This window comes from Campylobacter helveticus (assembly GCF_002080395.1).
GTDB lineage: Bacteria > Campylobacterota > Campylobacteria > Campylobacterales > Campylobacteraceae > Campylobacter_D > Campylobacter_D helveticus.
Map to the genome: position 1 here is coordinate 1 of NZ_CP020483.1, position 1,761 is coordinate 1,761.

Here is a 1,761-nt window from a genome sequence, read left to right on the forward strand (position 1 = left end):
AATATTTGCTTCGCAAATCGCCGTAAAAGTGGGGCTGACCCACTTTTATAGGAGGCTAAACGCCTCCTAGCTAATAGAGAAAAGAGGAAGTATGCCACGCCCTAGAAAGCGTCCAACCGAGATTATAAGTTTAAGAGTGCCAAAAGACTTAATTTATTTCTTTGGAACTTTAGAAAATCGTAACGAATATGTATTACGCTTAATTGAAAATGACGAAGTTTATAAAAAATACTTGCAAGAAAAAAGGAGAAAAGACGATGAAAACCAACCTAGCTTGTTTTAAGGAGCTGTAAAAATATGCCGAAGTTAGATGAGAAAAAAGCAAGGCTTGAGGAATTAAAAGTTTATAGAAACTTTGCCCTCACCTCATTACTTGCTTTAATAGCCTTTATTTTCACTCAAAACAATAAAAGTAATACTTGGATATTAGCTTTATGTGCTTTAACGATTATAGTGCTAAGTATAAGCGTTTTTGTGCTACAAATAAAAATATTAAAAATTATCAAAGAGATAGGAGAATTATAAATGGAAATCTTAGCTATTTGTGCCGCTGTATTTGGTTTAATTAGTTTCTTTGCAACAATAGCACTTGTAATAAAAGGCATATAAAAATAATCCAAAAAAAAGGGGGTCAAGGGGCTTTCCCCTTGCACGCTAAAAAAGCTAAAAAATGTTAATTTTTTTGCCTTTTTGGGATAGCGTGTATCCTAAAAAGAAAACTTTTTATTATTTTTACCGCTTATTTTTTGTTGTATTACTCTTGCATTTTACCCGCTAAAAATCTCAAGGCTTGAAAAAGTTTAAAGGGGTCAGCCCCCATTTCGCTCTTAAATGGCTCTTAAAAGCAAAAAAAGACTAAGGGTAATACTTAGATACCCCCTAAGCAATTTAAAGGCAAAATAAAGCCATTTTTGACTTATTTAGCCTATAAAACAATTTAGAGTTAAATCGGTTTAGTGAGCGGAGCGAAAATTTAAGCTGGAATTTTTGACTGCTTAAAAAACTTTCTAGGCTAAAAAAAGTTTAAGTTTATTTTAAGATTAAGGGGGTTAGGGGGTAATAGATCTTATCTGCACAAAAATACACACCAAAACAACAACTAACAAACACCTATTTTATAGTATTTAGATAGCATTTTTTTAAAAATAATTTTGATATACTTTTTTATAGGTTTTGATATACTTTTTTATAGGTTACAATATATTATTAATAATTTTTATGATATAATTTAAATAAATTTTTAAAAAGGATTAAAAAATGTTAGCCACAAATGAAATTATTATCCCCTCAAATCAAGGTAATAAAAGAGCTTTCATTACCCACAAAAGTCCAAAAATAGAGAAAATAACCGCTATAAGTGAGGAAAAAATTTATATAGACCCAGAAACAGGAGAAAAAATTAAAGCCCAAACCATAGTAAAAAGACTAGATAGAAAAGGCTTTGAAATTACCTATCTAGCTTATTTATTTGAGCTTTTTGACATACTTGGAAATAAAAAAATGCAAGTGTTTCGCTATATACTTGAAAATAAAGATTACGACAATAAACTAATAATAACGACTAGAGAACTAGCAGAAAAGGCAAAAGTAACATACCTTACAGCTCAAAAAACTTTAGTTCTCTTAGAAGAAAGAGGCTTAATTAAACGCAGAATAGGCAGTTTAATGGTAATCCCTAAAATAGCCCATAAAGGTGATACAAATAGAGAAAAAAACCTAATGATTAAGTTTAAAGAGTTTGACGAGGAATAAGGACGGCGG

General features: G+C 30.5%; 3 protein-coding genes. All 3 read left to right on the forward strand.

The features are described 5' to 3' along the window. The first annotated feature begins 91 nt into the window (after positions 1-91). The 3 genes from CHELV3228_RS09960 to CHELV3228_RS09970 all read left to right on the forward strand — a co-directional run bounded on the left by CHELV3228_RS09960 (position 92) and on the right by CHELV3228_RS09970 (position 1,752). A complete protein-coding gene (locus tag CHELV3228_RS09960; RefSeq protein ID WP_082200916.1) occupies positions 92-283 on the forward strand; it encodes a hypothetical protein in 192 nt (63 codons plus the stop codon). A gap of 14 nt (positions 284-297) precedes the next feature. Beyond that, on the forward strand, positions 298-525 hold the full coding sequence (locus CHELV3228_RS09965) for a hypothetical protein (protein WP_082200917.1): 228 nt from the start codon (positions 298-300) through the stop codon (positions 523-525). 732 nt (positions 526-1,257) lie between these two features. Next, positions 1,258-1,752 carry a replication/maintenance protein RepL gene (locus CHELV3228_RS09970; protein WP_082200918.1) on the forward strand — a complete coding sequence of 165 codons (495 nt, stop codon included), beginning with the start codon at positions 1,258-1,260 and terminating at the stop codon, positions 1,750-1,752. Positions 1,753-1,761: the final 9 nt, after the last annotated feature.

Excerpts from the sequence above, each read along its gene's own strand:
- CHELV3228_RS09960 (WP_082200916.1), top strand. The coding sequence starts at position 92 with ATGCCACGCCCTAGAAAGCGTCCAACCGAGATTATAAGTTTAAGAGTG.
- CHELV3228_RS09965 (WP_082200917.1), top strand. The coding sequence starts at position 298 with ATGCCGAAGTTAGATGAGAAAAAAGCAAGGCTTGAGGAATTAAAAGTT.
- CHELV3228_RS09970 (WP_082200918.1), top strand. The coding sequence starts at position 1,258 with ATGTTAGCCACAAATGAAATTATTATCCCCTCAAATCAAGGTAATAAA.